Annotated in this window: 20 protein-coding genes; 8 read left to right on the forward strand and 12 right to left on the reverse strand. The window is 69.7% G+C overall.

Annotated features, from left to right (window positions below; translation table 11 throughout):
• The first annotated feature begins 37 nt into the window (after positions 1 to 37).
• Positions 38 to 1,444, forward strand: a complete 1,407-nt coding sequence (locus tag ncot_RS19230) for a threonine dehydratase (RefSeq protein ID WP_240937984.1) — start codon at positions 38 to 40, stop codon at positions 1,442 to 1,444.
• A 128-nt stretch (positions 1,445 to 1,572) separates the two neighbouring features.
• Positions 1,573 to 2,367: a deoxyribonuclease IV gene (locus tag ncot_RS19235; RefSeq protein WP_168619051.1), complete on the forward strand. Its 795-nt coding sequence runs from the start codon at positions 1,573 to 1,575 to the stop codon at positions 2,365 to 2,367.
• A gap of 176 nt (positions 2,368 to 2,543) precedes the next feature.
• Here the strand turns inward: ncot_RS19235 and ncot_RS19240 are convergent, their stop codons facing one another.
• Genes ncot_RS19240 through ncot_RS19255 form a run of 4 tightly spaced genes read right to left on the reverse strand, consistent with a single transcriptional unit; the run spans position 2,544 to position 7,804 of the window.
• The gene (locus tag ncot_RS19240) at positions 2,544 to 5,030 is read right to left on the reverse strand and encodes a CHAT domain-containing protein (RefSeq protein WP_168619052.1); all 2,487 of its coding nucleotides are present in this window, start codon (positions 5,028 to 5,030) and stop codon (positions 2,544 to 2,546) included.
• 60 nt (positions 5,031 to 5,090) lie between these two features.
• Entirely contained in the window at positions 5,091 to 6,695 is a 1,605-nt protein-coding gene (locus tag ncot_RS19245) for a S8/S53 family peptidase (RefSeq protein ID WP_168619053.1), read from the reverse strand.
• Positions 6,696 to 6,704: 9 nt separating this feature from the next.
• Positions 6,705 to 7,199 (reverse strand): hypothetical protein, encoded by a 495-nt coding sequence (locus ncot_RS19250; RefSeq protein ID WP_168619054.1) that lies wholly within the window; start codon positions 7,197 to 7,199, stop codon positions 6,705 to 6,707.
• The gene (locus ncot_RS19255; protein ID WP_206065055.1) at positions 7,196 to 7,804 is read right to left on the reverse strand and encodes a sigma-70 family RNA polymerase sigma factor; all 609 of its coding nucleotides are present in this window, start codon (positions 7,802 to 7,804) and stop codon (positions 7,196 to 7,198) included. The genes ncot_RS19250 and ncot_RS19255 overlap by 4 nt, the downstream gene beginning before the upstream one ends.
• Before the next feature lie 207 nt (positions 7,805 to 8,011).
• Here ncot_RS19255 and ncot_RS19260 point away from each other — a divergent pair, with 207 nt between their 5' ends.
• Together ncot_RS19260 and ncot_RS19265 are read left to right on the forward strand one after the other, a co-directional pair.
• A complete protein-coding gene (locus tag ncot_RS19260) occupies positions 8,012 to 9,208 on the forward strand; it encodes a peptidoglycan bridge formation glycyltransferase FemA/FemB family protein (RefSeq protein WP_168619055.1) in 1,197 nt (398 codons plus the stop codon).
• Positions 9,209 to 9,212: 4 nt separating this feature from the next.
• Positions 9,213 to 10,256 (forward strand): alanine racemase, encoded by a 1,044-nt coding sequence (locus ncot_RS19265; RefSeq protein ID WP_168619056.1) that lies wholly within the window; start codon positions 9,213 to 9,215, stop codon positions 10,254 to 10,256.
• 32 nt (positions 10,257 to 10,288) lie between these two features.
• Here the strand turns inward: ncot_RS19265 and ncot_RS19270 are convergent, their stop codons facing one another.
• The 3 genes from ncot_RS19270 to ncot_RS19280 all read right to left on the reverse strand — a co-directional run bounded on the left by ncot_RS19270 (position 10,289) and on the right by ncot_RS19280 (position 15,313).
• Complete coding sequence (locus ncot_RS19270) at positions 10,289 to 11,476, reverse strand: hypothetical protein (protein WP_168619057.1); 1,188 nt, start codon at positions 11,474 to 11,476, stop codon at positions 10,289 to 10,291.
• A gap of 191 nt (positions 11,477 to 11,667) precedes the next feature.
• Positions 11,668 to 13,113, reverse strand: coding sequence for a glycosyltransferase 87 family protein (locus ncot_RS19275; RefSeq protein WP_168619058.1), 1,446 nt, complete (start codon positions 13,111 to 13,113; stop codon positions 11,668 to 11,670).
• A 7-nt stretch (positions 13,114 to 13,120) separates the two neighbouring features.
• Complete coding sequence (locus ncot_RS19280) at positions 13,121 to 15,313, reverse strand: transglycosylase domain-containing protein (RefSeq protein WP_240937985.1); 2,193 nt, start codon at positions 15,311 to 15,313, stop codon at positions 13,121 to 13,123.
• 238 nt (positions 15,314 to 15,551) lie between these two features.
• On the opposite strand from ncot_RS19280, the gene ncot_RS19285 reads away from it, so the two are divergent.
• Together ncot_RS19285 and ncot_RS19290 are read left to right on the forward strand one after the other, a co-directional pair.
• Positions 15,552 to 16,133: a PadR family transcriptional regulator gene (locus ncot_RS19285; protein ID WP_168619060.1), complete on the forward strand. Its 582-nt coding sequence runs from the start codon at positions 15,552 to 15,554 to the stop codon at positions 16,131 to 16,133.
• A gap of 105 nt (positions 16,134 to 16,238) precedes the next feature.
• Entirely contained in the window at positions 16,239 to 17,321 is a 1,083-nt protein-coding gene (locus ncot_RS19290) for an inositol-3-phosphate synthase (RefSeq protein WP_168619061.1), read from the forward strand.
• A 275-nt stretch (positions 17,322 to 17,596) separates the two neighbouring features.
• Here ncot_RS19290 and rocD read toward each other — a convergent pair whose 3' ends face one another.
• The 5 genes from rocD to ncot_RS19315 form a co-directional block, all read right to left on the reverse strand.
• Positions 17,597 to 18,838 (reverse strand): ornithine--oxo-acid transaminase, encoded by a 1,242-nt coding sequence (rocD, locus tag ncot_RS19295; RefSeq protein ID WP_168619062.1) that lies wholly within the window; start codon positions 18,836 to 18,838, stop codon positions 17,597 to 17,599.
• 65 nt (positions 18,839 to 18,903) lie between these two features.
• The gene (locus ncot_RS19300; protein ID WP_240937986.1) at positions 18,904 to 19,644 is read right to left on the reverse strand and encodes an AIM24 family protein; all 741 of its coding nucleotides are present in this window, start codon (positions 19,642 to 19,644) and stop codon (positions 18,904 to 18,906) included.
• Positions 19,614 to 20,285: an AIM24 family protein gene (locus ncot_RS19305; RefSeq protein WP_168619063.1), complete on the reverse strand. Its 672-nt coding sequence runs from the start codon at positions 20,283 to 20,285 to the stop codon at positions 19,614 to 19,616. Before ncot_RS19305 ends, ncot_RS19300 begins: the two co-directional genes overlap by 31 nt.
• Before the next feature lie 16 nt (positions 20,286 to 20,301).
• Positions 20,302 to 20,763 (reverse strand): SRPBCC family protein, encoded by a 462-nt coding sequence (locus ncot_RS19310; RefSeq protein ID WP_168619064.1) that lies wholly within the window; start codon positions 20,761 to 20,763, stop codon positions 20,302 to 20,304.
• Positions 20,764 to 20,833: 70 nt separating this feature from the next.
• Positions 20,834 to 22,255 carry a CCA tRNA nucleotidyltransferase gene (locus ncot_RS19315; RefSeq protein ID WP_240938203.1) on the reverse strand — a complete coding sequence of 474 codons (1,422 nt, stop codon included), beginning with the start codon at positions 22,253 to 22,255 and terminating at the stop codon, positions 20,834 to 20,836.
• A gap of 67 nt (positions 22,256 to 22,322) precedes the next feature.
• Between ncot_RS19315 and ncot_RS19320 the strand changes: the two genes are divergently transcribed.
• Together ncot_RS19320 and murJ are read left to right on the forward strand one after the other, a co-directional pair.
• Positions 22,323 to 24,443, forward strand: a complete 2,121-nt coding sequence (locus ncot_RS19320) for a DUF6049 family protein (RefSeq protein ID WP_168619066.1) — start codon at positions 22,323 to 22,325, stop codon at positions 24,441 to 24,443.
• Entirely contained in the window at positions 24,440 to 26,068 is a 1,629-nt protein-coding gene (gene murJ / locus ncot_RS19325) for a murein biosynthesis integral membrane protein MurJ (RefSeq protein WP_240937987.1), read from the forward strand. Before ncot_RS19320 ends, murJ begins: the two co-directional genes overlap by 4 nt.
• Positions 26,069 to 26,084 lie beyond the last annotated feature (16 nt).

Raw genomic sequence — 26,084 nt, forward strand, 5'->3', positions numbered from 1 at the left:
TGGTCTGTAGCCTTGGCCACGACGGAAGGGGGAGTCGATGAACGACCCGGGGCACGGCCCAGGCAACGACATCTTCGCGGCTCGGCGCCGCCAGCAGGCCGAGATGTACGGCGACTCCATCGACGTCCTCGCGACCAAGGTGCAACAGCTCATGGGGCTGGGTGTCCCCGACCTCGCCGACATCATCGGTCTCTCGGTGCCGATGCTGCACAAGCTGCTCAACGCCGAGCGCGTCGGCATCGGCAACCAGGTCGCGATGGGCCGACTGACCCGGCTGCAGGAGTTCGCCGACCAGCTGATCAGCGGGGAGGCCGGTCGCGACGAGATCCCGCTGACCCTGGCGCAGATCAAGGCCTCGACCACGCCGGCCCGGCCCAGTCGGGTTACCGCGCTCGCCGGGAAGGAACCGGTCGGGTCGCAGACGAGGAACCCGACCAGCCCACGACGCCCGGTGGTCGCCCCCGGCACCGGTGAGGCTCCTGTGATCACGCCGACGTCGTTGGGCTACGCCCGCTCCGTCGTGGGTCGCCACGTCCTTCCGACCCCGACCTACCGCTGGCCGCTCATCGAGCGCTTCACCCGCACCGAGACCTGGATCAAGCACGAGAACCACTCACCGACCGGCGCCTTCAAGGTGCGGGGTGGGCTGAACTTCCTCGAGCGCCTGCGGGTCTCGGGAATGCCTGCGCCCAGCGGACTCATCTCGGCCACCCGGGGCAACCACGGCCAGAGCCTGGCCTTCGCCGGGTCCAGGTACGGCGTCCCGGTGACGATCGTCGTCCCGGAGGGCAACAATCCCGACCAGGTCGACGCCATGGACGGTCACGGTGCCGAGGTCATCGAGCACGGGGCCGACTTCCAGGCGGCCCGCGAGCACGCCGCCCAGCTGGCCGGCGAGCGCGGCCTGCTGATGGTGCCGCCGTTCCACGCCTGGCTGGTGGAGGGCATCGCGACGTACGCCGCGGAGCTCCACGAGGCGGTCTCGGGCCTGGACACGATCTATGTGCCGGTCGGCATGGGATCCGGCATCTGCGCCAACATCCTGGTGCGCGACCTGCTCGGCCTGCGCACCGAGATCGTCGGCGTGGTCAGCGCCGGCGCCCCGGCGTACGCCCTGTCCTTCGAGGCCGGCCGCCCGGTGTCGACCGACAGCGCCGACACGTTCGTCGACGGGGTGGCGTGCCGGACCCCCGACCCGGTGGCCGTCGAGATCATCAACCGTGGTGCCGCGCGCATCGTGCGGGTCTCCGAGGAGGAGGCCGCCGAGGCGATGGCGCTGACCTACCGCACCACCCACAACCTGGCCGAGCCCGCGGGCTCCCTCGCGTTGGCCGGAATGCTCGCCGACCGCGACCAGCTCGAGGGGCGCCGGATCGCGCTGGTGCAGACCGGCGGGAACTGCGACCTCGACACTCTGACCCGGGTCACCGCCGACATCACCTGACGCGAACGGGCAGTTCTTGTTGCGCGAACGGGCAATCCTTGCTGCGCGAACGGGCAATTGTTGATGCTCGAACTGCGTGTTCTTGACGTGCGTACGCCGTCTCCCGGTGGCCTCCTACGATGGAGCCCATGAGCATCTCTGTCGGAGCCCACGTCGACCAGACCGACCCCATCGCGGAGGCCAAGGCACGCGACACCACGCTGGTGCAGTTCTTCCTCGGCAACCCGCAGAGCTACAAGGGCCCGGTCATCGAGTACGCCGGGGGCGCCGAGGGGCTCAAGGCCGACGCCGAGGCGGCGGGCGTCGACCTCTACGTGCACGCGCCGTACCTGATCAATGTCGCCACCACCAACAACCGGCTGCGGATCCCGAGCCGCAAGCTGCTGCAGTCCCACATGGACGCCGCGGCCTCCATCGGCGCCAAGGGCCTGATCGTGCACGGAGGCCACCTCAAGGATGACGAGGACCCGTCGATCGGCTTCGACAACTGGCGCAAGGCGATCGCCGCGACCGACCTCAAGATCCCGCTGCTGATCGAGAACACCGCCGGCGGGGACAACGCGATGACGCGTTATCTCGAGCGGATCAAGGGCGTGTGGGACGCGATCCAGGGTGAGGAGCAGGCCGACCAGGTCGGTTTCTGCCTCGACACCTGCCACGCCCACGCCGGCGGCAACAGCCTGGAGACGATCGTCGACGACGTGCTGGCGATCACCGGGCGCATCGACCTGGTGCACGCCAACGACTCGCGCGACGACTTCGACTCGGGTGCCGACCGTCACGCCAACTTCGGAGCCGGCCGCATCGAGCCCGACCTGCTGGCCTCGGTCATCCGCGATGCCAAGGCCCCGGCAGTCTGCGAGACCCCGGGCGGTGCCGAGGAACACCTGGCCGACTTCACCTGGCTGCGCGAGCGCCTCTGAGCGGCGTACGCCGACCATGCCGGCCCGACCCCGTCGGCCGGGTTCACGCGCGATCTGCAGTCACCTGGTGACAGTGATCCGCGCGCATCCGCGAGATGGCCGCCGTACGCCGTCAACGATTGCCCGTTCGCGCAACAACAACTGCCCGTTCGCGCAGCAACGATTGCCCGTTCGCGTCACCAGGCGGCGCCGAAGCAGACGAAAGGTGCCACCGCGCTGCCTGACCCCGCACTGCCTGACCCCGCACTGCCTGACCCCGCACTGCCTGACCCCGCACTGCCTGACCCCGCACCGGACGACGCCCCCTTCGCCACCGCGGCAGCAAGCGCAGCGGCCGGGTCGAGACCGGCAGCCAGCCCGGCGTGGAGCTGGGTGAGCACGTCGTGCGCCGCGTCGTCGGCAACCGCTGTCGGCGAGGCGATCACGCAACGCGCCCCGGCATGCAGCCAGGCGGCGGTCATCCCGATCAGCTCCTCACCGAAGCGCACCGACGAGCGGCCGACCTCGCAGGCCGACAGCAGCACCACGGCAGGCACGTTCGGCAGCGCATCGATGTCGTAGCCGAACCAGGGGCCGTCGGCGAGCTCCAGTCCCGAGAACAACGGGTTCTCCGCGGAGTGCCGCCCGTGCGCCGCGACGTGGAGGATGTCGACCTGCCCGGCCAGGGCGGTGACCTCCTTCGCGGTGGCGTCCTCCCCGGTCAGCACCCGGGCACCAGCCCAGCGCCGGGCCACCGCGGTCACCTCCTCGACCGCGCGCGGGACCCGTGGTCCGGCGACCAGCCCCACCCGGGTCAGGCCCAGCGGTTGCCGTCGAGCCCCCAGCCACGCGGTTGCCGAGCCGGCCACGGTGAGAGGCCGGCCGACCAGGCCGGGCAGCAGGCTCCACGGGGTCCCGGCCAACCCACCGGACGGAGTGGCCACCACGCACCGGTCGCCGAGGTGGTCGAGGAGCGGCGCCACGAGCAGGTCGGAGAGCGACTCCAGGCGCGCGGACAGTCCCTGACGCACCACGTCGGCCAAGCCGTCCGGCAGCTTCGACGCGGCCATGTCGAGGTCGGGCAGCAGGCCGGCCAACAGGGTGCGGACCCGCGCGAAGGAGCCCAGCTCGGTGACCCACTCGCCCTCGTCGGTCACCACCAGTCCGACCACCCGGTCGTCGCTGATCACCCACGCGACCAGCGCAGTGTCGGCGCCGAGCCCACGGCGTACGTCGTCCAACGGAGCCGGCTCGGTGACCTCGCCCGAGCCGGGGCTGTGCCAGGCTCGTTCCCGGACCCGACGCCGCAGCTCGGCCTCACGGCGCGGACGCGGCACCTTCACGTCGTCACCCCCGGCTTGCAGCTGCCTCAGCTCGGCGAGGTCGGCAGCGCTCTGGTCGTCGACCGGTGGCCGGACCGGCAGGATCCGGCTGGCCAGCATCCGGCCGCGTTCGGACCACTCGTAGAGCACGGCCGGGTCGTCGGCGTCGACGGCCAGGCCGAGACCGAGCACCGCGAGGCGCCGGCCCTGCCCCACCACGGCGGTCTGCAGGTCGAGGCTGCCGAAGGTGCTCTGCCAGGCATGCAGGTCGGAGACACCCGCACGGACCTGCTGCAGCGCCGAGCTGCGACGGCCCTGTGCGGTGGCCAGCTCGGTGCGTGCCGTGCGCGCCAGCAACCGCACCCCCAACGGCGACGAGCTGCCCAGCCGGACCCGGCGGATCCGTGCACCGGCGTCGTCGAGCAGCCCACGGCGGACGTGCACCCGAGCAGTGTGCAGGCGAACCAGCGCCGCCGCCGAGACCAGGCCCTGGTCGTCGAGGGCATCGGCGATCGAGTCTCCACGCGAGATCAGCGACGGCCCCTTGCGGCCGAGCTCGACCTCGGCGGCCAGGGCGACCGCGTCTGCGCGCACCCGCCACGCGTCGCTGCCCACCCGGTCGTAGAGCCTTCCTGCCAGACGCGCGGAGGCCAGTGCCTCGGCAGGGTCCGCGAGCACCAGGGTCCGGGCCAGCGCCAGCATCGCGTCTCCTCGGCGCTGGTGGAGACGACGGGAGGAGTAGGCGCGGGCAGCCTCGACGAGCGCGGCACGTCCCTCGGTCACCAGCCCGGCCGCGATCAACACCTCGGCACGATCCTGCTCGCAGGTGGCGCGCACGACCGGGCTCTCCTGGGCGAGCACCGCGTAGGCCTGGTTCATGCTCTTCAGAGCGGCTGCCAGCTCACCCACCAGGAGCTGGATGTAGCCCAGGTTGTGGATGGCCATGGCCGCAGAAGAGGCGTCTCCGGCCGCTGTGAACCTGGCTCCGGCCAGCTCGAAGTCGTCCATGGCCTCTCGGGTGCGCCCCTGTTGCAGGTACACACCGCCGCGGTTCAGGTGTGCGCGTCCCAGCGGGAGGTCGTCGGTCAGGGCGCCGATCGCGGACCTGAACCAGGTCAACGCCTCGTCGTTGTCGCCACGCAACATGTGGATCAAGGCGACCTGGCTGTGCACCAGCCCCTGGGTCTCAGCCTCGATCCCGGGCCGGGCGGCGACGTCGCGCAACAGCTCGAGCGCCTGGCGGGACTCACCGGTCTCACTCCGGACCAGGGCCAGGCTCAGGTCGATGCGGGCCAGCAGGTCCACGTCGTCACGGACCATGCCCCGGGCGCGTTCGAGCAGCTGCCTGGCTCGGGAGAACATCCCCCTGTTCATCGCGGCTACGCCGCGCTGATGCAGTTCCTCACTCGAGAGCACGCCCCATCATGGCGTGATCCCCGTGCAGTTCTCCACCACGGCCCACGCGCGCTTCACGGCCGTCTCCGGCGTCACGGTCTCGCCGGGAGCCTCGAGCTCGCCCTGGAGGTTGGCCGCCAGGATCCCGGCGAGCAACGGCGCCGCGAAGGACGTGCCGCTCCAGACCGCGAAGCCACCCCGGAAGTCGTCGGGATCGATCGAGTCGCGGGACCGGCCGTAGGCGGTCGTCGCCGCCATCGACTGGAACCCGCCCTGGAAGCCGGGCATCGTCGACATCACGGCAGCGCCGGGGACGTAGGTCCGGACCCATGGCCCCGCGTTGCTGAACAGGGCATCGGTGCGTTGATTGGGGTTGAGGGCACCGACCGACACGAGGGGTACGACGTCGGCGGCGGCGGCGTAGGGTCCCCGACCGTCGTGCCACGGGGTGAACGCGGCCGGGAAGAGCGGGCGACTGGTGGCGTCGTTCCCGGCCGAGCAGACCACCATCACGCCGCTGCGGCCCAGGTCCTCGAGGATGTCGTGCATGGTCGGGTCGAACAGCGCGTCCTCAGGCGTCTCGTGGTAGTAGCCCATCGACAGGTTGAGCACGTCGATGCGTCGCCCGCCCTCCTCTCCCTCGCGGTGCCGGCGAGCCAGCTCGGCGATCTGCGACAGGGCCAGGACGAGCTCCGACTCGACGATCGGTCCCTCCGACGAGACCACCCGCCAGGCCAGGATGTCGGCATCCGGGCAGGCCTGGTGCACCAGACCGCAGATGAAGGTGCCGTGGCCCGACAGCGTGTCGATGGATCCGTCGAGGGGTCCCACCAGGTCGCCCATGATCTCCGGGTCCGTTGCCTGGTCGGTGTGGCCGATCGGGCGACCGTCCAGCCTCACGTCGGTCTCGACCACTCCGTCGAGCCACGGGTGCGGGGCGCACCCGGTGTCGAGGACGGCCACCACCGGTCGCCGACCGGTCAGCTCCTCGTCGGTGCACCGGTGTGGCTTCGGCCCCACGTAGGCGATCGGTTGACGTCCTCCGCTGCCCGGCAGCCCGTAGGTCGACACCGCGGCCGAGCTGCTGCCACGGGCAGGGTTGCCCTGATGGAACGGGTTCCCCTGATGGAACGGGTTCCCTTGGTGGAACGGGTTGCCCTGGTGGAACGGGTTCGACTCGGTGGATGCCACCGAGATCACGTGGTCGAGCCCCACTCCCCGCAGCCGGTCGATGCCGTACTTCGCCCGCGCCTGTTGCAGCAGGATCCAACCGTCCGGGGCGAGGGCCGCTCGACGCGACGACACCGACAGGCTCACCCGCCTCACCCCGAAGCGCCCGTCGGTCGGCCCCCCGCCGTCGTCCGGGTCGACGTCCCACCCCAGGTCAGCCGCCACGTCGCGCAGCACGTCGAGGGTCTCTGCGTAGTCGTTGGCGAAGGAGATGGTCAGTCGCGGGCCGACGTACACCGTCGACCGGGGCTGCACTCCCTTGACCACCAGGGCCGTGGCCGGGTCGAGCACGCGGCCGTCGACCGGCGCGATCCGCCACTTGGGGGGCGGCTCGGGCTCGCGGTCGAAGGAACGATGCGGCTTGTCGACCTGCTCGGGCTCGTCGGGGCTCTTCGCCTGCATGGGGGGTCCTCAGATCTCGAAGGTCGGGGTGCCGAACGGCTTCAGCGCCCGGTCGTGGGGAGCGAGCTGCAGGCGGATGTGGCCGGCCGGCAGCCCGGTGAACTCGAAGCGGCCGGTGTCGTCGCTGTCCACCTGCCAGCTCCGCCCGTCGTCGGGCACGGTCACCGCCTGCACCCGCAGCGGCCCGGCCGGGGAGACCCAACCGTCCAGCCTGGCCTCACCCCCACCGGTGCCGACGGCCCGCACCAGCAGGTCGACGTCGTCGCTGCTGAAGCGCAATGTGTACGCCGCCGTGCCCCGCGCTCCGACCAGCTCGTCCTGGCGGGAGACCAGCACCATCAGCTCGAGGTCGAGATCGGTGCCCGCGAAGGCGGACTCGGCGGCCACCGCCGCCTGCATGCGCTCGACCATGCCGTCCGGCACCGGGTCCCGACGCTCCCAGACCTCGCGCACGAGGCCGAGGAGGGTGTCCCTGCCCATGTGTCCGTCCGTTCCCTTGATCATGAGAGGGCCTCCGAGTCGGCTCCGATGAGGGCGATCCGTAGCTTCGCCAAGCAGCGACTGCGCGTGGGGCCGATGCTGCCCACGGGCATGTCCAGCGTCTCGGCCACCTGGGTGTAGTTGGGCCGGTTCTCGAACGCGACGATCCGCAGCAGGCGGCGGCAACGCTCCGGGAGACCGTCCACCGCCCGCCACAACCGGTCCTGCTCGTCGGACTCCACGGCCTCGGACTCGGCCGAGCGTTGCCGCGGCAGGTGCACGGCGATGTCCTCGTCGTCGACCGGGATCGACTTCGCCTTCACCTTCGACAACCGCCAGGCCTCGCGCCGGGCCGTGGTGGTCAACCATCCGCCGACCGCGACGGGGTCGTCGATCGCGTCCCGGCGACGTACCAGCGCCAGCCAGGTGGTCTGCACGACGTCCTCGGCGAGGTCCGGAGGCAGGCGATAGGCCCGCACCACGTGCCACAGCACCGGGGTCATCACCTCCACCAGGCCGTGCAGCCCGGCTTCGCCGGTGTCGCCCTCGGACCAGCCACGGAAGCAGGAGGCAGCGTCCGCCCAGACCTGACCGGCCGGGCGCGCCGAGTCACGCGGAGGGGAGCTCATCACCTGCATTGTGGTCACACCAGTACAGGTGTGTCAGCACCTTCTGCAGATACCTCTGCGCCAGAAGTTCTTCCGATCCGTGTATCTGGCCGGCAGCGGGGTACTCCTGAGCCGACGAACGGGGCAACCGGGGACCGGCAGGTGCCGGGGCACACATCGAGTGACGTGGGGGTTCACTCGGCCGTGCCGCCCGGTAGCCTCGGCCGCGTGTCTTCCTCCACCGCCGCCCCGCTGACCGTCCGCACCATCTCGGCCGACGACCACCTGACCTTCCTGCGCGACCAGCGCTCGGCCAGCTTCCTGCAGACGCCCGCCTGGGGACAGGTGAAGGCCGAGTGGCGCCGGGAGTCGATCGGGTGGTTTCGGGACGCCTCGTCCCTCGGTTCCTCGACCCGGGGGTCGGGAGGCGAGGAGATGGTCGGCGCGGCGCTGGTGCTCTACCGCCAGCTGCCCAAGGTGAAGCGCTACCTGGCCTATCTCCCGGAGGGCCCGGTCATCGACTGGTCGGCCCCCAACCTCGCCTGCTGGCTGGCACCGATGGTCACCCACGTGCGCAAGGCCGGGGCGTTCGGCGTACGCATGGGTCCCCCGGTGGTCACCGCCCGCTGGTCGGCCGCCCAGGTCAAGGAGGGCATCGCGGACGACGCCGTACGCCGACTGGGCGAGGTCGCGCCGCTGGAGCGCGACCAGGTCGGCGCGCAGGTGGTCAGCCAGCTCAACGAGCTCGGCTGGAAGCAGCTGGTCGCCGAGGGCGGCTTCGCGGCCGGGCAGCCGCAGTTCAACTTCGTGATCCCGCTGCGCCACGAGGACGGCTCTGCGCGCACCGAGGACGACGTGCTCAAGGGGATGAACCAGCAGTGGCGTCGCAACATCAAGAAGGCCGCCAAGTCGGGGGTCGAGGTCACCCGTGGCGACGTGTCCTCCGCGGCCGACCTGGCGGCGTTCCACGACCTCTACGTGCACACCGCGCAGCGCGACCACTTCACACCGCGACCCCTGTCCTACTTCAGGACCATGTTCGACGCCCTCTCCGGGCAGGGCGAGGGCAACGAGATCCGGCTCTACCTCGCCCGGCACGAGGGTGACCTAGTGGCGGCGACGATCTGGATCCGCGTCGGTGCCCACACCTGGTACTCCTACGGCGCCTCGTCCACCGAGAAGCGTGACGTCCGCGGGTCGAACGCCGCCCAGTGGGCGATGATCCAGGACTCGCTGGCCGCCGGGGCCGACGTCTACGACCTGCGCGGGATCACCGACACCCTCGACGCCGACGACAGCCACGTCGGGCTGATCCAGTTCAAGGTCGGCACCGGTGGCGAGGCCGTCGAGTACGCCGGCGAGTGGGACTTCGCGATCAACCGGGCGATCCACAAGCTCTTCGAGCTCTACATGAGCAGGCGGTGACGCGATGTCCCTGACCCTCTACGTCGACGCGGCCCGGTTCCGCGCCAACCAGCACCGCATCCTGGCCACCCAGCCCGAGGTGGTGCCGGTGGCCAAGGGGAACGGCTACGGCCTGGGCAACGCCCAGCTGGCCGTCGAGGCGCGGCACCTCGGTGTCGACACGCTGGCCGTGGGCACCTACGCCGAGATCGCCGACGTGGAGAACGCGTTCCCCGGGTCGTTGCTGGTGCTCACCCCGTGGCGCTCCTTCGAGGCTCCCGCCGAGCCGAACCCGCGGTTGATCCACACCGTCGGACGCGTCGAGGACCTGGTCGGGCTGCTGCAACGCGACCCCGAGGCCCGCTTCGTCCTGGAGCGGATGACCTCCATGCTCCGCCACGGCTTCCAGCCCCGCGAGCTGCGCGAGGCGGGCGACCTGCTGCGCTCACACCCGCAGGCCCGCTTCGAAGGCGTCGCCTTCCACCTGCCCATGGAGGGTGCCTCCCACCTCTCCGAGGTGCAGCGCCTGATGACCGATGCGGTCGCCGCGGGACTTCCGCCCACCACCATCTGGGTCAGCCACCTCAGCGACTCCGAGCTGGTCCAGCTGGTCCGCACCTGGCCCGACTACACGATCCGACCGCGCATCGGCACCGACCTGTGGCTGGGTGACCGCGGTGCCTTGCAGGTGCGCTCGACCGTGCTCGACGTGCACCACGTCGAGAAGGGCGACCTCTTCGGCTACCGGGGACGTACGGCGCCCAAGGCCGGCACGATCCTCGTCGTCAGCGGAGGCACTGCGCACGGCATCGGTCTCGAGTCACCGACCGGTGCGAGCACGATCAAGGCCCGGGCCGGCGCGATCGCCCGCGGCGGCATGGATGCAGCCGGCTTCGTTCGGTCGCCGTACAGCATCGGCGGCAAGCAGCGGCTCTTCGCCGAGCCGCCCCACATGCAGGCCAGCATGCTGTTCAGCCCGCTCGGTGCTCCGGTGCCCGCGGTGGGCGACGAGATCGACGTGCGGGTCCGCTACACCGCGACGTCGTTCGACCGGGTCGTCATCGCCTGACCCTGCGGCACCCGTCGATGACCACCCGCCGGTCAACGCCGTTCGCAACCCCTCGACGACTCGACTCGACACACGTCGTTGCCTCGACGCCCACGGGCCACATCGCTTCCCGGGCCGCCGATGAGCACGTCCGGCATGAGTCCACCGAGGAGACGATCGTCTCCGCGGCCTCCGCGGATCGGGATGTCCGCGGCATCGCCCATGTAACCGCAGGAGTTCTCCTGGATCCGCAGGTAGGCCAGGGTGTCGTCCCCGCCCCGACCCTTGACCGAGCCCTTGCAGGCGTTCCACCCGATCTCGTCATTCCGCCGTGTCCCGAGGACTCGGGCCCACATGGCAAACACGTGGGTCCGCTCGAAGCCACGCACCGTGGAGGTGGAGCCCGACTTGCCCGGACGCGTCAACCTGAGACTGCCCGCGGCCAGGTCGAGATCGACGGCGCCTTGGTTGTAGCCGTGCCCGAGCCGCAGCAGGTCGTCGCCACGCTGGCCGGAGACCCGCATCGCAGTCCCGTCGCGCAGCCTGTCCGTCCGAAGCTGGAGGACGTCATTCCCGTCGCCAAGGGCCACGTGGTCGAGGGGAACGAGCGTGCTCAGGAACTCGCTCCGGGAGCCTCCGTGGAAGGAGATGCGACTGGAGCGGGCCTGTTGCAACTCGAACCGCTCCAGCGATGTCCACGTGGCGATCAGCGATCCGTCATGGCTGGCACGGCCCAACGAGTTGTCGAAGACCCACGTTCCACGCGGCTGGAGACGCACGACGGTCAGCTGGTCGGTGCCGCTTCCTGCCGTCCAGGCCGCCGGCACGAGCGCCCCGGTGACCTCGATCTCGTCAGCGCCGGCCCCCAGGTCGATGCGGTCGCCGTCCGGTCTCGCAGTGGTGCCACCGGTGAGGACGTAGTCGGCTCCGTCACCCGTGAGGATGCTGTCATGACCTTCGGCCGGGTCGGGCTCGTCCCAGTAACCGGCAGCCTCGACCCAGTCCCGGCCCGGTCCACCCAGGTAGGTGTCCTCCCCCGTGCCGAGGACGGCCGTGGGGACGACACCTCGCGCGGCTGTGGCGTCGACCGTGTCGTCGCCAGCCCCTGCCAGGATCTCGACACGACCAGGGTTGTGGGCATCCGCGATGTTCGTGACGCAGATCAGGTCGTCGCCGGCACCGGCGTGGACCTCGGAAGCGCCCTGGGTGACGATCACATCCACCCCGTCGGTGCCGGACACTGTCTGACCGGCTTGGCCGATGATGGTCGGAACCTCACCCCGGCATGACAACGGTTCAGCCTGCGCGGGGCTCCCGGCGGAGACAGGCGCGAGGATGAGAGCCACCGCAAGGGCGTTCACACCCGCTGCTGCGAGGCGACGATGCAACCCGCTCATGGCCCACCTCACTTCCTCCGTTTCCTCGACTCACCCTAGGAGGCCCGGGGCGAGTGCGTGGCCGAATCGTGAAGTCGCCGGGAGCGTGGAGGCTCGACTCCTTGGTGCCGCACCCGGTCGTGGCGCGGCACCAGGATGTCGCGGACGACGATCGCGACCAGATAGACCTCGCACGCCATCCGGAGCACGATCGCCAGCCAGTAGAAGCCGGCGTGGTCCCCCGAGCCGGGCTGCAGGAAACCGCCGAGATACCACCAGACAGCGCAGAAGTAGAGGAGCTCACCGGACTGCCAGATGATCTGGTCGCGCCACCGCGGACGGGCCAGCACGGCCAGGGGCAGCAGCCAGAGCACGTACTGCGGTGAGTAGACCTTGTTGACCAGCAGGAAGCCGGCCACCACGAGGAAGCCCAGCTGGGCCAGCCGTGGCGTCTGGGGGGCGAGCAGCCCGATCACCAGGACCGCCGCGCACCAACCGATGAAGAAGATCCACGAGGCCTTGTTGATCTCGTGGTCGCTGAAGTCGTGACCGGCTTGGCTGAGCACCAGCCAGAGGCTCCCGAGGTCCGCACCCCGCTCGGAGTTGAAGGTCCAGAAGACCTTCCACTCATCGGGCCCCGAGACGTACGCCGGCGCGTTGGCCAGCACCCAGGCCCCGGCCGCCGCGACGGTCGCGGCGAAGAAGTCGGTCCATGCCCGTCGCCGCAGGCAGATGACCAGCACCCCGCCGAGGAGGAACAGCGGGTAGAGCTTCGTGGCCGTGCCGAGGCCGATCAGGACGCCGGTCAGCACGGGCTTGTCGCGCGACCACGCCCAGAGCGCCCCGGCCACCAACGCCACCGCCAACACGTCCCAGTTGACCAGGCCGTTGAACACCAGCACCGGCGAGAGCGCGTAGGGCAGGGCATCCCACGGCCGTCGCCGGTTCGTGCGGGCGAGGAACCACGCGCCGAGGAGTGCCGCCCCGCCGAGGACCACCGCGGTCACCGCCACGTAGTTGTTGCGTTCCTCCAGCACCTGGGGGTCGCCGTAGAGATCTCCCACCGGCACTTCCGGCCGGTCGCTGATGTCGGGTGAGCCACTCACCCAGTGCGTGACCCAGGCGGTGCCCCAGGCGAAGTAGGAGATGCCGACGGGATACTCCATCACGTCGAACCGGGCCCGGGTCTCCTCGTCGTCGGAGTAGGGCCAGTTCAGCTCGACGAAGCCGCGGCCGACGTACAGGTAGGGCACGTCGGAGTAGCACATCCGGGAGTAGCGGGTGTCGTTGTCGGTCCACTGGGTGTCCCAGCACGGCACCTTCTGCAGCATCCCGAAGACGAACATCACCGCCGTGATGGCGAGCAGCACGCGCACCGGCGTCCACCACCGGTGAGGCGCGGCGTGGTCACCCACGGGGCCGCCGATGCCCTCGCTCAACGCCGCCGCGGCCGGGTCCTCCCGGGACGGCGCGGCGACGTCGTCGGGGTGTGCGCCACTCACCCCCGCGTCACCCGCCGTCGGAAGCTGGCTTCGGGCTCGACTTCGGCTTGGTGGTCGTCGAGTCGGTCGGCTCGGACGGCCCTGTCGGGATGGGATTCGAGGGGCTGTCGCTCGTTGAGGGATCCTCAGTCGGCGGGGGTGTCGTCTTCGATGGCTTCGGCTTCTCCGGCTCCTCGGTCTTGGTCGGCTTCGGCTCGGGCTTCTTGGTCTCCGGCTTCTTGGTCTTCGGGGGCGGCGGGGGCGGGGTGTAGGGGGCGTGGCCCTCGTCGGGCGCCTCCCCGTCGACGAACACCGGCTCCGGGAAGTCCTCGACCTCGAGGCCGTCCATCAGCCGCGACATGATCGCGGTCCAGGTCTGGGTCGGGTAGGTCGCGCCGTAGAACGGCTCGAGGTAGCCCTCGAGGCTCTCGTTGCCCCGGCCACGGACGTACATCACCGCGGTGGACATCTGCGGTGTGTAGCCGACGAACCACGAGGAGGAGACCTCGTCGTCGCCGTTGGTCGCGGTGCCCGTCTTCCCGGCGGCGGGGCGACCCAGGGACTGGGCGTTGGCGCCGGTCCCGGTGGTGACCACCTGCTGCAGCGAGTAGGAGACGTCGGCCGCGACGTCCTCGTCGAGCACGCGCTCGGTGTGCACCTTGTGACGGTAGAGCTGCTTGCCGTCCTGGTCCTCGACCTTCTCGATCACGTAGACCGGCGCGGCCTCACCACCGTTCGCGATCGTGGCGTAGCCGTTGGCCATGTTGATCGGGCTGACCGTGGCGGATCCCAGCGCGATGCCCATGTTGGCCTCGAGCCCCGGCGAGTTGTGCAGGTGGTCCAGGCCGCCGGCGTTCCGCTTCCAGCGCGGGATGCCCATCTTCTGGGACATGTCCAGGATCGCCTCGGGGCCGTTGTCCATCGACTCGGTGAGGTCGGCGAAGGCCGTGTTGATGGACTCCTCGGTGGCGGTCAGCAGGCTGACCGTGCCGTAGTCGTTGCCCTGGCCGTCGGGTCCGACGCCCTCGTTGCGGGGCCCCTTGACGCCGCTCTCGTAGTAGAACGGCGAGTCGCCCTCGAAGGTGTCCTTGAGCGAGAAGCCCTGCTTGATGCCGGCCGCCACCGCGAACGCCTTGAACGTGGAGCCCGGCTGGCCGCCCGCGACGGCCCAGTTGATCTGCGACTTCAGGTAGTCCTGGCCGCCGTAGAAGCTGCGCAGCGCTCCTGTGCCGGGCTCGACGCTGGCAGAGGCGACGTGCAGCTCCGGACGGTCGGCCGGGCGGGCCTCGTTGACGCCCTCCTCGGCGTCCCGCATGGCCTGCTGGTCGAGCGTGGTCGTCACCCGGAGGCCACCACCGTTGATCTGCTGCTCGTCGAAGCCCAGGCGGACGAGCTCCTTCTTGATCAGCTCGAGCATGTGGCCCTTCTGGCCGGCGTACGTCTGCTCGCTCTTGATCTCGGGGAAGTTGGGCAGCCTGCGCGCGGCCCTGTCGGCCTTGTTCGCACTGATCGCCCCGGTCTTGGCCATCGAGCTGAGCACGTAGTCGTAGCGACCCTTGAGATCACGCCTGTTCGACTTGCCGTTCGCCGGGTCGAACCGGGTCGGGTTGTTGATCACCGAGGCGAGCACGGCGCTCTGCCGGAGGGTGAGCTTCTTGGCCGGGACGCCGAAGAACGTCTTGGCGGCAGCGTCGATCCCGTAGGCACCCCGCCCGAAGTAGATGGTGTTGAGGTAGCCCTCGAGGATCTCCTCCTTGCTCTGCTGGCGCTGCAGCTTGAGCGACATGATCGCCTCCTTCACCTTGCGGGTGTAGGAGCGCTCCTGGCTGAGGTAGAGGATCTTCACGTACTGCTGGGTGATCGTGGAGGCACCCTGCCTGGCGTTGCCGCTGGCGTTGCTGAACGCGGCGCGCAGGATGCCCTTCGGGTCGATGCCCTTGTCGGTCCAGAAGCTCTGGTTCTCCGCGGCGACGACGGCCTCCTTGATGGTGCCCGGCATCTCCTTGAGCGGGATCGAGTTGCGGTTCTGCTGGGCGTAGCGCCCCAGCTCGGTCTTGCCGTCGTCGTAGTAGACGTAGGTCGTCTGGGTCTGGAAGTCGGCGTTCGGGTCCGGGACCTCGATCATGTTGTAGAGGACGACGAACGAGATGGCGCCGACCAGGACCAGGACCAGGCCGCTGACGGAGGTCCACTTCAGTGTCTTCTTGAGCCGTCGCTTCACGGTGGAGTCTTGCGGCTTCCCCGTCGACTTCCTCCTGCTCGCCGACGAGGCAGCCTTGCGCTTTCCAGTCACCTGTGGATCTCCGTGGGGGGTGCGTCGTACCGCAGGGGCACGGGTGCGTCATGGACCGATCAGCAAGAGTACGCGGACAGCCCTTGTTCACCCGGATCAGTGACCAGCAACACCCCCGATCGGCAAATATTTAGAACCATGGTCGATATATCGCTACGATAGGTCGGTGGCAAGGCGCGGAGAGACGATCGAGCTGGCAGTCCTCGGACTGCTGCATGAGTCACCCATGCACGGATACGAGCTCCGCAAGCGCCTGAACCTCATGCTCGGGTGGGGCCGGGTGCTGTCCTACGGCTCGCTCTACCCGGCGCTGAAGAAGATGCTGCGGGCCTCGTGGATCGAGGAACGCACCGTCAAGAATCCGGCCGCGGTCACCACCCGGCGTCCGCGGATCGTCTACCAGCTGACCGAGACGGGCGACAAGGAGTTCGTCCGCCTGATGTCGGAGGTGGGTCCCACCGCGTGGGAGGACGACAACTTCGACATCCGGTTCGCCTTCTTCGGGCGCACCGACATGGAGATCCGGCTGCGCGTCCTGGAGGGTCGTCGTACCCGCCTGCAGGAGCGTCTCGAGAAGGTGCAGTCCCAGCTCCAGCTCACCCAGAAGGAGATGGACCAGTACGCCTCCGAGCTGCAGCGCCACGGCGTCGAGTCGGTCGAGCGTGAGGTCCGCTGGCTCTCCGACCTGATCAACGCTGAGCGCAGGCAACAGTCGGTCGAGCCGGTGCCCCGGCCCGAGAAGACCTGAGCCCCGCAGCAGTCCGCCACAGCAGTCGTCACAAGATCGTCAAGCACCACCGGCATCAGAACACAGGGCATCACAGCCACAACCAGAGCAGGAAGAGGAAAACCGATGGGTTCGGTACGCGTAGCAATCGTGGGAGTCGGCAACTGCGCCACCTCCTTGGTCCAGGGCGTCGAGTACTACAAGGACGCCGACCCGGAGAGCAGCGTTCCCGGGCTCATGCACGTCAAGTTCGGTGACTACCACGTCTCCGACGTCAAGTTCGTGGCTGCCTTCGATGTCGACGCCAAGAAGGTCGGCTTCGACCTGGCCGAGGCCACCCAGGCCTCCGAGAACAACACCATCAAGATCACCGACGTGCCGCCGACCGGCGTCATCGTCCAGCGTGGCCCGACCCTCGACGGTCTCGGCAAGTACTACCTCCAGACCATCGAGGAGGCCGACGCCGAGCCGGTCGACGTGGTCCAGGTCCTCAAGGACGCCGAGGTCGACGTCCTCGTCTCCTACCTCCCCGTGGGGTCGGAGGAGGCCGACAAGTTCTACGCGCAGTGCGCGATCGACGCCAACGTGGCCTTCGTCAACGCCCTGCCCGTCTTCATCGCCTCCGACCCCGTGTGGGCCAAGAAGTTCGAGGACGCCGGCGTCCCGATCGTCGGTGACGACATCAAGTCGCAGGTCGGCGCCACCATCACCCACCGCGTGATGGCGAAGCTGTTCGAGGACCGTGGCGTCACGCTGGACCGCACCTACCAGCTCAACGTCGGCGGCAACATGGACTTCAAGAACATGCTCGAGCGCGAGCGCCTGGAGTCCAAGAAGGTCTCCAAGACCCAGGCCGTCACCTCCAACCTCACCGGCTCGCTGGCCGGGCTCAAGGACAGCCGCAACGTCCACATCGGTCCCTCCGACTACGTGGCGTGGCTCGACGACCGCAAGTGGGCCTACGTCCGCCTGGAGGGTCGCGCCTTCGGTGACGTCCCGCTGAACCTCGAGTACAAGCTCGAGGTCTGGGACTCCCCCAACAGTGCCGGCATCATCATCGACGCCGTCCGCGCCGCCAAGATCGCCAAGGACCGCGGCCAGGGCGGCCCGGTCATCCCGGCCTCGGCCTACCTGATGAAGTCCCCGCCGGTCCAGATCGAGGACACCGAGGGTCGCGCCCAGCTGGAGAAGTTCATCGCCGGAGAGTGACGCGAACGGGCAACTCTTGCTGCGCGAACGGGCAATTGTTGCGCGCCGAACCGGCAGTTCTTGCTGACTGAGCCGCCGCTCACCCCTGTCTGGGGTGGGCGGCGGTTCTGCATCTGCAGGCTCGGCCCACACCCGGGGCCGGGCAGGCCGGCGTACGGCGAGCAGCGGTGTCGGCATCCGACGTCAGGGCATCAAGAACTGCGTGTTCGGCGCGCAAGAGTTGCCCGTTCGCGCAGCAAGAGTTGCCCGTTCGCGCAGCAGGACGGCGCAGGTGGTCAGGTGAGGAGCTCGGTGAGGACCTCGCCGAACTGGTTGATCGCCCACTCGAGCTCTTCCTCGGTGATCACGATCGGCGGCGCGAGGCGCACGGTCTGGCCGTGGGTGTCCTTGGCCAGGATCCCGCGCTCGAGCAGACGCTGGCAGACCTCACGAGCGGTGGCCACCTCGGGGTCGATGTCGATGCCGGCCCACAGGCCCTGGCACCGCACCTCGGTGACACCCTTGCCCTCGAAGGCGCGCAGGCCGGAGTCGAGGCGCTCACCCAGGGTGCGCGCCCGCTCCTGCATCTCGCCGGTCTCGAGCAGCTCGACGACGGCCAGGCCGACGGCGGCGGCCAACGGGTTGCCACCGAAGGTGGAGCCGTGCTGGCCCGGCTGGAGCACGCCGAGCACGTCCTTGTTGCCGACCACGGCCGAGACCGGCACGATGCCGGCGCCGAGTGCCTTGCCGAGCAGGTAGAGATCGGGCACGACGCCCACGTTGTCGCACTGGAACGTCGCGCCGGTGCGGCCGAGACCCGACTGGATCTCGTCGGCGATGAAGAGCACGTTGTGGGCCGTGGTGATCTCACGAACCCGCGGCAGGTAGTCGGCGGGCGGGATGCCGACGCCGGCCTCCCCCTGGATCGGCTCGATCAGCACCGCGACCGTGTTCTCGTCGATGGCCGCCTCGATCGCGTCTGCGTCGCCGTACGGCACGGTCGTGAAGCCGGGCGTGTAGGGGCCGTAGTTGTCGTGCGCCTCGGGGTCGTCACTGAAGGAGATGATGGTGGTGGTGCGGCCGTGGAAGTTGCCCTCGGCGACGATGATGTTGGCCCGGTCGGCGGCCACCCCCTTCACCTCGTAGCCCCACTTGCGCGCCACCTTGATGCCGGACTCGACGGCCTCGGCACCGGTGTTCATCGGCAGGATCATGTCCTTCTTCGCCAGCCGGGCGAGGGCCTCGGCGAAGGGACCGAGTGCGGCCGAGTGGAAGGCGCGGCTGGTCAGCGTGACCTTGTCGAGCTGGTCCTTGGCGACCTGGGTCAGCTTCGGGTTGGCGTGGCCGAAGTTCACCGCCGAGTAGGCGGCCAGGCAGTCGAGGTAGACCTTGCCGTCGATGTCGGTGACCGTGGCACCGCTGGCCTCGGAGACCACCACCGGAAGGGGGTGGTAGTTGTGCGCGGCGTGGGCCTCCACGACCGCGATCGCGGCCTGCTGTGCCTCACTGACTCCTGCGAGTTCGTCGTGGTTCGTCATGCTGTGACGATAGCCACTTCCCGGGGCATTTTCCTAACGGCCGGAGGACCGGTCGGAGGGCACTCTCACGGGATCAGGTCACCGATCGTGCCGAGCACGCCGCCCTTCTTCTCCGGGGCCGGCGGTGGCCGCCACTCATAGGCCTGTACGACGACGAAACCCGGCCCGTGGAAGACCATCTGCACCGCCTCGCCCGAGCCGCCGCGCAGCATCGAGCCCATGTTCATCGAGTTGTGCGTCGTCGGTGTCAGGCCGGCCGACCAGCACACCGCGGCGTTGCGGTCGACGTGCACCGGTTGCTGCGAGCAGTCGAGCACGATCGGCTTGCCGACCACGTGGACCGCCATCGTGCCGGTGCCGCCGATGGTGGTGTTGAACAGTCCCCCGGTCATCAGCCCGGCGCCCTTGACCCGGTTGATGTCCCACGTGAGTGACGAGTCGAAGGCGAGCAGGTTGCGGAAGTTGACGCTGACGCCCTCGTTCTCGAGGTGCAGCAGGTGGACGTAGCCGGCCTCCTGGGCGAAGAAGACCTCACCCCGCCCCGAGACCCGCATCAGCGAGACGTCCTCACCGGTGACCACCTTCTTGGCCAGCTTGCCCATCGACCCGGCCTTCTCGTGGTGGAAGGCGAGCTGGCCGAGGAAGCTGACCATCGACCCCTTCGGAGCGAGAACGTCGGGGCCCAGGCCGACGCGCAGGGTGCGGTTGTTCTGCAGCGCCCAGCGCTCCTCGCTGCGGACGGGGAAGTGCTCGGCGTCGAAGATCCGGCTCTTCATCAGCGTGCCCCGGTCGCGACCGGCGTCCACTCGAAGGACTGGACCACGACGAACCCCGGGCCGTGGAAGACGTACTGCACGGCTTCGCCCGAGCCACCACGCAGCATCGAGCCCATGTTCATCGAGCTGTTGATGCCCGGGGCCAGGCCGGCCGACCAGCAGACCGCCGAGTTCGGGTCGACGAACACCGGCTGCTGGGAGCAGTCGAAGACCGTCGGCTTGCCGATGCAGGCGACCGCGACGGTGCCCTGCCCGCCGACGGTGGTGTTGAACAGGCCGCCGGTCATCAGCCCAGCGCCCTTGACCCGGTTGATGTCCCAGGTCAGGTTCGCGTCGAAGGCGAGCAGGTTGCGGTAGTTGAGGCTGATGCCTTCGTTCTCCAGCTCGAGCAGGAAGACGTAGCCGGCGTCCGAGGCGAAGTAGACCTCACCCTGCCCGGTGACGCGCATCAGCGAGACGTCCTCGCTGGTGACGATCTTCTTGGCCAGCTTGGCCATCGACCCGGACTTCTCGTGGTGGAACTGCACCTGGCCCGTGTAGGCGACCATGGCGCCCTTGGCAGCAAGGACGTCGGGACCGAGGCCCACGCGCAACATCTGGTCGTTCTGCAGGGTGAACCGCTCGTTGCTCTGGACGCGCAGGTTCGCCTGGTCGAAAAGGTCGCTCTTCATGGCCCAAGCCTACGGCTCACCGCTCGGCGTCGGCCTTGATCCGGCGCAGGGTCTGCCTCATGCCGTCGCGCAGCTCGCTCTGGAAGGTGTCCTGGCCGCCGAGCACCTTGTCGACGAGCACGCTCGAGATCCTGGTGGTGCCGTTGGGTGCCTCCCGGCGCTGGGTCACCCGGGTGCCGGCCGTGGTCGGCTCGAGCTGGAAGGACCAGACCGAGTTGTTGTCAAGGACCTGGAAGGCGAAGTCGGTGTGCGGGGCGAGCCGGACGACCTTCGACCGGGTGGGCCACACCAGGAATCCGCGCCGGTTGATGTTGACGGCCCTGGTGCCCAGGCTGATGCCGTCGCCACGCACGATGGTCTTCACCACCTGCGGGCTCCAGGACGCCATCCGCGGCAGGTCGGTGACCAGCGCCCACACCGCCTCCGGGGTGGCGTCGATCTCGATGGACTCCTCGATCAGGGGCTTGACGTCGCTCATGCCGCGCGACGCTAGCCCAGCAACGAGAACCTGTTCCAGCATGCTCACGGTATGGACCGCCCCGGCCGCCTCAGCTGCGGGAGCCCCACCAGGCCAGCAGTGCGTCGCGCGCGGCCTCCTCCGACTGGGGGCCGTCGTCCATCCGCAGCTCGAGCAGGAACTTGTAGGCCTCGCCCACCTCGCGGCCGGGCGGGATCCCGAGGATCTCCATGATCTGGGTGCCGTCGAGGTCGGGCCGGATGGAGGCCAGCTCCTCCTCCTCGGACAGCCGCTCGATGCGGGCCTCGAGGTCGTCGTACGCCGCCCGCAGCCGGTTTGCCTTGCGCTGGTTGCGGGTGGTGCAGTCGGCCCGGGTCAGGATGTGCAGCCGCTCGAGCTGGTCACCGGCGTCGCGGACGTAGCGACGCACGGCGGAATCGGTCCACTCGCCCTCGCCGTAGCCGTGGAAGCGCAGGTGCAGCTCGACCAGCTTGGAGACCGCTTCGACCTCGTCGTTGGAGAAGCGCAGGGCCTTCATCCGCTTCCTGGTGATCTTGGCGCCGACCACGTCGTGGTGGTGGAACGTGACCACCCCGCCGGCCTCGAAGCGACGCGTCCGCGGCTTGCCGACGTCGTGCATCAGCGCCGCGAACCGTGAGATGAAGTCGGGTCCGCCGAGCCGGGACTCCTGGTCGATCGACTGCTCGAGCACGATCAGCGTGTGCTCGTAGACGTCCTTGTGGCGGTGGTGCTCGTCGCGCTCGAGGGCCAGGGCCGGCAGCTCCGGGAGGACGTACGACGCCAACCCGGTCTCGACCAGCAGCAGCAGCCCCCGCCGTGGGAACGGAGCGCAGATCAGCTTGACCAGCTCGTCGCGCACCCGCTCGGCGGAGATGATCTCGATCCGGCCGGCCATCTCCGTCATCGCGGCGACCACCTCCGGCGCCACGTCGAAGCCGAGCTGCGCCGCGAAGCGAGCCGCCCGCAACATCCGCAGCGGGTCGTCGGAGAAGGAGTCCTCCGGGCGACCCGGGGTGCGCAGCACGCGGGAGGCCAGGTCGACGATGCCCCCGAAGGGATCCTCGAACCCACGGTCGGGCACGGTCAGCGCCATCGAGTTGACGGTGAAGTCACGCCGGCCGAGGTCACCGGCCAAGGAGTCGCCGTAGGCCACCTCCGGCTTGCGGGAGCCGGCGTCGTACGCCTCCGAGCGGTAGGTGGTGATCTCCACCTGCCACTCGCCCTTGCGGCAGCCGATGGTCCCGAAGCTGCGGCCCATGTCCCAGATCGCGTCGGCCCAGCCCTTCAGCAGCTTCTCGGTCACGTCGGGGTGGGCCGAGGTGGTGAAGTCGAGGTCGTTCTGCAACCGGCCCAGCATCGCGTCGCGGACCGGGCCACCGACCAGCGCCAGCTGGTGTCCGGCCCCGGTGAAACGGGCGCCCAGCTCGTCGATGATCGGCGCGATCCGCTGCAGCTCCCGGGTCACGGTCTGCTGCACGTCGCTGACGAGAATCGGGGAAGGGGTGGGACTGGACACGGGAGACAGGGTAGACCTCCAGCGGGCCGATAGAGTCGGCGCCGTGATCCGACCAGTGGCAGCAGCACGCGTCCTGCCAGTGGTGATCGCGCTGACGGTGCTGGGCTCGCTCCTGGGGCCCTGGTCGGTGGCCACCGCGGCCCAGGATCCCGCGTCAGCGGGGCTGGCCTCCGCGGCGTCGGAGCGGCCACGGGCCGAGGCCGACCCGTTGACCCTGACCATCGACTCGCTGTCCCCGGCGGTGATCCCCCGCAAGGGGGCGATCACGATGACCGGCACGGTCACCAACGACTCCCTGGACGTCTGGGAGGACATCAAGGTCTACCCGCGCCTCTCCTACGCCCCCTTCACCACGTCCGAGGAGGTCGAGCTCGCCTCCGAGTCCGACCCACGCCTGCCCTTCGGCGACCGGATCACCACCGAGGGCAACTTCGACTCCCGCACCACGGTGCTGGAGCCCGGGGAGACCCGCACGTGGAGGATCCGGCTGCCCCGGTCCGTGGTCGCCTCCCGCATCAGTGGCTCCGAGGGCAGCTACCAGATCGGGGTGCAGGCCCTGGGCGCCACCGACGACGGACGCCCGGAGAACGCCGTCGGGAGGGCCCGCACCTTCATCCCCCTGATGGGGCCGGGCAACGCCAAGGTCGCCACCTCCGTCGTCGTCCCGATCCGCCGCCCCGTGGCCCGCAACGCCGACGGGTCGCTCGCGGACGAGGCCACCTGGGCCCAGGAGCTGGACACCGACGGACGGTTGGCCAACCTGGCCTCCCTGCTCTCCAGCACCGGAGGTGCGCCGGTGACCATGCTGGTCGACCCGTCGGTCCTCTCCGCGGCGGAGCAGCTCGCCGGGGGCAACGAGCCCCGTGCCCTCGAGGAGACCGAGGAGGACCCGGCCGGATCGTCGGCCGACTCCAACCTCACCATGCCGGCCCAGGAGTGGCTCGACACGGTGGTCTCCGTCGCCGACGACAACCAGGTGCTCGGTCTTCCCTACGGCGACCTCGACGTCGCCGCCGCTGCGACGTACGACGAGTCGCTCCTGCACCGGGCCCGCAAGCTGTCGCAGCGATCCCTGGCCGCGCGCTCGATCCCGTCGACCCCGGCCGTGGTGCCGCCGTCCGGGTTGCTGCCGGTGGACGCGCTGGACGCCATCGACGACAGGACGCTGATGCTGATGTCGTCGGAGGCGGTGCCCGGGGCCACGGACGACATCAACGTCCCGTCCACACTCCAGGTCGGGCGCCACACGATGTCCGTCTACGACCCCGCCCTGATGGTGGTGCAGGAGGGCGAGACGTTGAACGCCCTCGACGCCCGCCAGCGGGTGCTGGCCGAGGCGAGCGTCAGGTCGCTCTCCGGGAGCAAGCAGGCGCTGGTCGCCAACCTGCCCTCCGACTTCGACCCGGGGGCCAACCCGGAGGCGTTCTTCAGCGGGCTCGACCAGCCCTTCATCGACCTCCGCAGGCTCTCCAGGAACACCGCTGGCCCCCGCGTCGAGGCCGACCACCTTGACTACCCCGAGCGCCAGGAGGTCCGCGAGCTCAGCCCGACCCTCCTCACCGCGGCGGACGAGCTGATCACCGCCGGCGCCACCCTCGACGACATCGTCACCAGCAGCGACACCATCGCCAGCCACAGCCTCGCCGAGGCGCTCAGCTACACCTCCTACATGGTGCGCGACGACCAGACCTCGGCGCAGCGGCGCGCCATCGCCGCGCGCGGGTGGCTCCAGGACCGGCTCGACCTGGTCACCATCGACGCCCCGGAGTTCGTGATCCTGTCCGCGGCCAACGGCCCCTTCGCGGTGACCGTGACCAACGGGCTCGACGTGCCGGTCACGGTCGCGATCGTCGCCCACACCCACGATGACCTGGAGATCCTGGCCCCGGGTGAGATCGAGCTCGGCGCGAATGCGTCGCGCACCATCCAGCTCGACGCCGAGGCGCAATCGATCGGGGTGCACCCGGTCGAGCTGCTGGCCACCGACCTCCACGGCAGGCCGGTGGGCAGCTCCGAGCAGATGAGTGTGCGCTCCAACAGCGTCGGCAGGGTGATCTGGGTGATCCTCGGCGTCGGCGTGGGCATCCTGTTCCTGGCCATCCCGGTGCGGTGGATCCGCCGGTACCGCAGGAAGAGGTCGGCCCAGGGCGAGGTGGGCGGTTGAGCACCAGTCAGAAGTCGGTCCTGGGCAGCAGCGCGGTGATGGCCGCCGGGACCATCGTCTCCCGGTTCAGCGGCCTGATCCGCACCTTCCTGCTGGCGGCCGCGCTCGGCACGGCCGGCCACGCCGACCTCTTCAACATCGCCAACACGATCCCCAACATGCTCTACATCCTGTTGGCCGGTGGCGTCTTCAACGCCGTGCTCGTCCCCCAGCTGGTGCGGGCGATGAAGCACGATCCGGACGGCGGCGAGGCCTACACCAACCGGGTCATCACGCTCGCCGGGCTCTTCCTGGCCGGGGTGACGGCGGTGCTCGTCATCGCGGCGCCGTGGGTGATGGCGCTCTACCTCGACAGCGGCCACGCAGGTGACGAGCGCGAGAGCGTGATCGTCTTCGCCCGCTACTGCCTGCCGCAGGTGTTCTTCTACGGCATGTTCGTGCTGGTCGGCCAGGTCCTCAACGCCCGTGGCCGGTTCGGCCCGATGATGTGGGCGCCGATCGCCAACAACGTGATCTCCATGGTGGTGCTGGTCGCCTACCTGCTGGTCTTCGGCCCGTCGGCCGTCGGCGCCTACAGCCCCGGCGAGGAGGCGCTGCTGGGCCTGGGCGCCACCGCAGGCATCGTGGCCCAGTTCCTGATCCTGCTGCCCTACCTGAAGAAGTGCGGCTTCACCTATCGACCGCGCTTCGACTTCCGCGGCAGCGGGCTCGGCCACACCCTGCGCCTGGGCACCTGGACCGTGCTGTTCGTCATCGTCAACCAGATCGCCTACACCGTCGTCGTACGCCTCGCCTCGAGCGGCACCGCCGACGGCTCCGGCGGGACCGGCTACACGATCTACTCCGGCGCGTTCCTGCTGACCATGGTCCCGCACGGCATCATCACGGTGTCGCTGGCCACGGCGGTGCTGCCGTCCCTGTCGCGCAGCGCGGCCGACAGGAACCCGGCCGAGCTGGCCCGCTCGCTGTCCCACACCTTGCGCACCACGCTCGCGTTCATCGTCCCGTTCACCCTGCTGCTCCCGATCCTGTCCCACGACATCTCGCGCGTGGTCTGGGGCTACGGCGCGGCGGCGGACACCTACGACGACTTCGCTCCCACCGTGGCCCTCTTCGCACCGGGCATCCTGTTCTTCACCGTCCACTACCTGATGCTGCGCGGTTTCTACGCCCTCGAGCGCACCCGCACGGTCTTCTGGGTGCAGTGCGTCATCGCCGTGGTCAACATCGTCCTCGCCATCACCCTGGTCAGCACGACGGACGCGGCGTTCACCGCGCCCGCGCTGGCCATCGCGTACGCCGGCGCGTACGGCGTGGGCGCCTGCGGGTCCTACCTCCTGCTGCGCCACGTCCTCGGCGGGTTGCAGACCCCGGCCCTGGCCCGCTTCCTCGTGCGGGTGGTGATCGCCGCACTGGTGGCTGCGTTGGCGGCGTACGCCGTGGCCCGGGGCTACGAAGCCCTGCTCGAGCCCGACAGCCTGGTCGCCTCGGTCGTGTTCCTGGCGCTGGTGGCGGCCGCGGACGGGGTCAGCTTCCTGGTCCTGGCCCGGCTGATGCGCATCCAGGAGGTCAACGAGCTGGTCGCCGCCGTGACTCAGCGGCTTCCCCTCCCACGCCGGGGTTGAGTTCCGGCCTACGATG

It is taken from the genome of Nocardioides sp. JQ2195, assembly GCF_012272695.1.
Lineage (GTDB): Bacteria > Actinomycetota > Actinomycetes > Propionibacteriales > Nocardioidaceae > Nocardioides.

Coding starts and splice junctions, on each gene's coding strand:
- ncot_RS19230 (WP_240937984.1), top strand. CDS start 38: ATGAACGACCCGGGGCACGGCCCAGGCAACGACATCTTCGCGGCTCGG.
- ncot_RS19235 (WP_168619051.1), top strand. CDS start 1,573: ATGAGCATCTCTGTCGGAGCCCACGTCGACCAGACCGACCCCATCGCG.
- ncot_RS19240 (WP_168619052.1), bottom strand. CDS start 5,030: ATGTTCTCCCGAGCCAGGCAGCTGCTCGAACGCGCCCGGGGCATGGTC.
- ncot_RS19245 (WP_168619053.1), bottom strand. CDS start 6,695: ATGCAGGCGAAGAGCCCCGACGAGCCCGAGCAGGTCGACAAGCCGCAT.
- ncot_RS19250 (WP_168619054.1), bottom strand. CDS start 7,199: ATGATCAAGGGAACGGACGGACACATGGGCAGGGACACCCTCCTCGGC.
- ncot_RS19255 (WP_206065055.1), bottom strand. CDS start 7,804: ATGAGCTCCCCTCCGCGTGACTCGGCGCGCCCGGCCGGTCAGGTCTGG.
- ncot_RS19265 (WP_168619056.1), top strand. CDS start 9,213: ATGTCCCTGACCCTCTACGTCGACGCGGCCCGGTTCCGCGCCAACCAG.
- ncot_RS19290 (WP_168619061.1), top strand. CDS start 16,239: ATGGGTTCGGTACGCGTAGCAATCGTGGGAGTCGGCAACTGCGCCACC.
- rocD (WP_168619062.1), bottom strand. CDS start 18,838: ATGACGAACCACGACGAACTCGCAGGAGTCAGTGAGGCACAGCAGGCC.
- ncot_RS19305 (WP_168619063.1), bottom strand. CDS start 20,285: ATGAAGAGCGACCTTTTCGACCAGGCGAACCTGCGCGTCCAGAGCAAC.
- ncot_RS19310 (WP_168619064.1), bottom strand. CDS start 20,763: ATGAGCGACGTCAAGCCCCTGATCGAGGAGTCCATCGAGATCGACGCC.